Origin of the sequence: Pantoea sp. GCM10028869, from assembly GCF_042666835.1 — a bacterium.
GTDB lineage: Bacteria > Pseudomonadota > Gammaproteobacteria > Enterobacterales > Enterobacteriaceae > Pantoea > Pantoea leporis.
In genome coordinates this window covers 1-2664 of sequence record NZ_JBHTGO010000019.1, presented here as the reverse complement: position 1 = coordinate 2664, position 2664 = coordinate 1, and the positions used below count along the sequence as shown (strand labels likewise).

The window sequence follows — 2664 nt, the reverse complement described above, 5'->3', positions numbered from 1 at the left end:
TACGTAATGACATGGTATCTCTCGCATCCCAGGACATAAGCGACTCCATAAACGGGTTCTTATGCCTTAGTTGTAAGTGTCTACCATGTCCCCGAACAAGTGTTCACCATGTCCCCGGACTGTACAGCGGGAGAGGGTGAGGGTGAGGGCAAGTGCAATCAGCTCACCATCATATTCGCCACCAGATGCTTACGCCCGCGCTCATCTTCTTCGGTGTAAACCCCTTGCAGCTCTGGCGAGAAGCCCGGCAGCAGATTGATGCCCTCTTCTAGCGCGAGGAAATAGCGCTGTACCGCGCCGCCCCACACTTCGCCTGGCACCACGCACAACACGCCGGGCGGATATGGCAACGCGCCTTCGGCCGCTATGCGCCCTTCAGCATCGGCAATCTTCACCAGCTCCACTTCACCACGAATATAAGCCTGATGTGCATCCTGCGGATTCACTTGCACCGGTGGGAAACAGGCTGAGCGGAACATCGCTTTCTGCAGATCCTTAACGTCAAAACTGACGTAGAGATCGTGCATCTCCTGACACAAGCGGCGCAGCGTGTAGCCTTTGTAACGCTCAATATTCTTGCGATACACGCTCGGCAGCACTTCCGCCAGCAGCGCATCCTCGCGCACGTGCTGCTCAAACTGCACCAGCATCGCCACCAGATGCGCCATCTTCTCCGGCGTTTCTGCTGGCGTCAGCAGGAACAGAATCGAGTTGAGGTCGCACTTCTCCGGCACGATGCCGTTCTCGCGCAGATAGTTGGCCAGAATGGTCGCTGGAATGCCGAAGCTGGTGTACTCGCCGCTGGCGGCATCAATCCCCGTGGTGGTGAGCAGCAGCTTGCAGGGATCTACAAGATACTGTTGCTGCGCGTAACCCTCAAAACCGTGCCACTTTGCGCCCGGTTCAAGGCTGAAGTAAGCGGGATCGGCGGCGATAGCTTCCGTTTCCGCCGCTTGCCACAGCTTGCCGTGCACTTTCTCCGGCAGGAACGGCTGAATCATTTCGCAACGTTCCAGAATCGCTTTACGCGCATCAATGCCGATGGTGACGCACTCGTGCCACATGCTGCGTCCGGCCTCGCCTTTATGCATGCGGGCGTTGATATCCAGCGCGGCAAACAGCGGATAGAACGGGCTGGTTGAGGCGTGCAGCATAAACGCATTGTTGAGGCGTTTGTGCGGACAGAAACGCTGCTGCCCACGGATGTGATTGTCTTTCTTATGGATTTGCGACGTCTGTGAGAAACCGGCCAGCTGCTTGTGTACCGACTGCGTGACAAAAATGCCCGGATCGTTCTCGTTCAACTCCAGCGTCAACGGCGAACAGCCGGCCATCAGCGGAATAAACTGCTCGTAGCCAACCCACGCCGAATCAAACAGGATGTAATCGCACAGATGTCCGATGCGATCGACCACCTGACGCGCGTTGTACACCGTGCCGTCGTAAGTGCCGAGCTGAATAATCGCCAGGCGGAATGGACGTTGAGCGTTGACACGATCGGGCGCCACTTTGGCAATTTGATCACGCAGATAAGCATCGTCAAAACAGTGCGCATCAATGCCGCCGATAAAACCAAACGGATTACGCGCCGCTTCCAGATACACCGGTGTGGCGCCCGCCTGAATCAGTGCGCCGTGATGGTTGGATTTGTGGTTGTTGCGGTCAAACAGCACCAGATCGCCGCGCGTCAGCAGCGCGTTGGTGACCACTTTATTGGCGCTGGAGGTGCCGTTAAGCACGAAGTAGGTTTTGTCGGCGTTAAACACTTTCGCCGCGAACTTCTGTGCATCTTTGGCTGAGCCTTCGTGGATCAGCAGATCGCCGAGTTTTACGTCGGCGTTGCACATATCCGAACGGAAGACATTCTCGCCGTAGAACTCATAGAACTGACGTCCCGCCGGATGTTTGCGGAAGAAGGCACCACCCTGATGTCCCGGGCAGGCAAACGTGCTGTTCTGCATATCGACGTAGCGCGTGAGCGTGTCGAAAAATGGCGGCAGCAACTCGGCTTCATACGCCTGCGCGGCGTCCTCCAGCGCGTTCCACTCTTCTGGCGCGCCGTTGATTTCGCCAGTGACGCCCGGCAGCTTCAGCACTTCTTCATCGAACGCATTGGCGACAAACACCGGCAGATTAAAGCCGACCTTGCGCAATAGCGTCAGCACGCCACTGCGCGTGTCCGACAAGGTGATCACGACCGCAGCGACATCGGTAAAGTCGGTATTGTCCAGCGTCACCACGTCGCGCGCAGTGTTAAGACTAAGGGTTGGCGCTACAGCAACGCTGGCAGCAATTTTCAATGGGTTCATAACACAAATCCCTGAGAGAGGATGAGTGGGTGCCGATGGCACAGCAATGAGGAGGTTTCCTCGGCGAAGTCAATCTGGGAGTTGAACACTAACTGGGGCGCAATCATGTCATCTTTTTTTTGCCGGAACAACCGCTGCGCTGGCCCCTCACCCCGGCCCTCTCCCGCAAGCGGGCGAGGGCGCCGTCCGAGCGAGAGTTAAGGTATGCTGGATCAGTTCCCTCTCCCACCTGTGGGAGTGTACAGTCCGGGGACATGGTGAACACTTGTTCGGGGACATGGTAGACACTTACAACTAAGGCATAAGAACCCGTTTATGGAGTCGCTTATGTCCTGGGATGCGAGAGATACCATGT

General features: G+C 56.6%; 1 protein-coding gene. It reads right to left on the bottom strand.

Features of this window, described 5'->3' with window-relative positions; genetic code table 11:
• Nucleotides 1–158: 158 nt before the first annotated feature.
• Nucleotides 159–2309 carry an ornithine decarboxylase gene (locus ACFQW4_RS23605; RefSeq protein ID WP_377728044.1) on the bottom strand — a complete coding sequence of 717 codons (2151 nt, stop codon included), beginning with the start codon at nucleotides 2307–2309 and terminating at the stop codon, nucleotides 159–161.
• Nucleotides 2310–2664 lie beyond the last annotated feature (355 nt).

Bases quoted from the DNA above. Each gene is read 5' to 3' on its own strand.
- ACFQW4_RS23605 (WP_377728044.1), bottom strand. From the start codon at position 2,309: ATGAACCCATTGAAAATTGCTGCCAGCGTTGCTGTAGCGCCAACCCTT.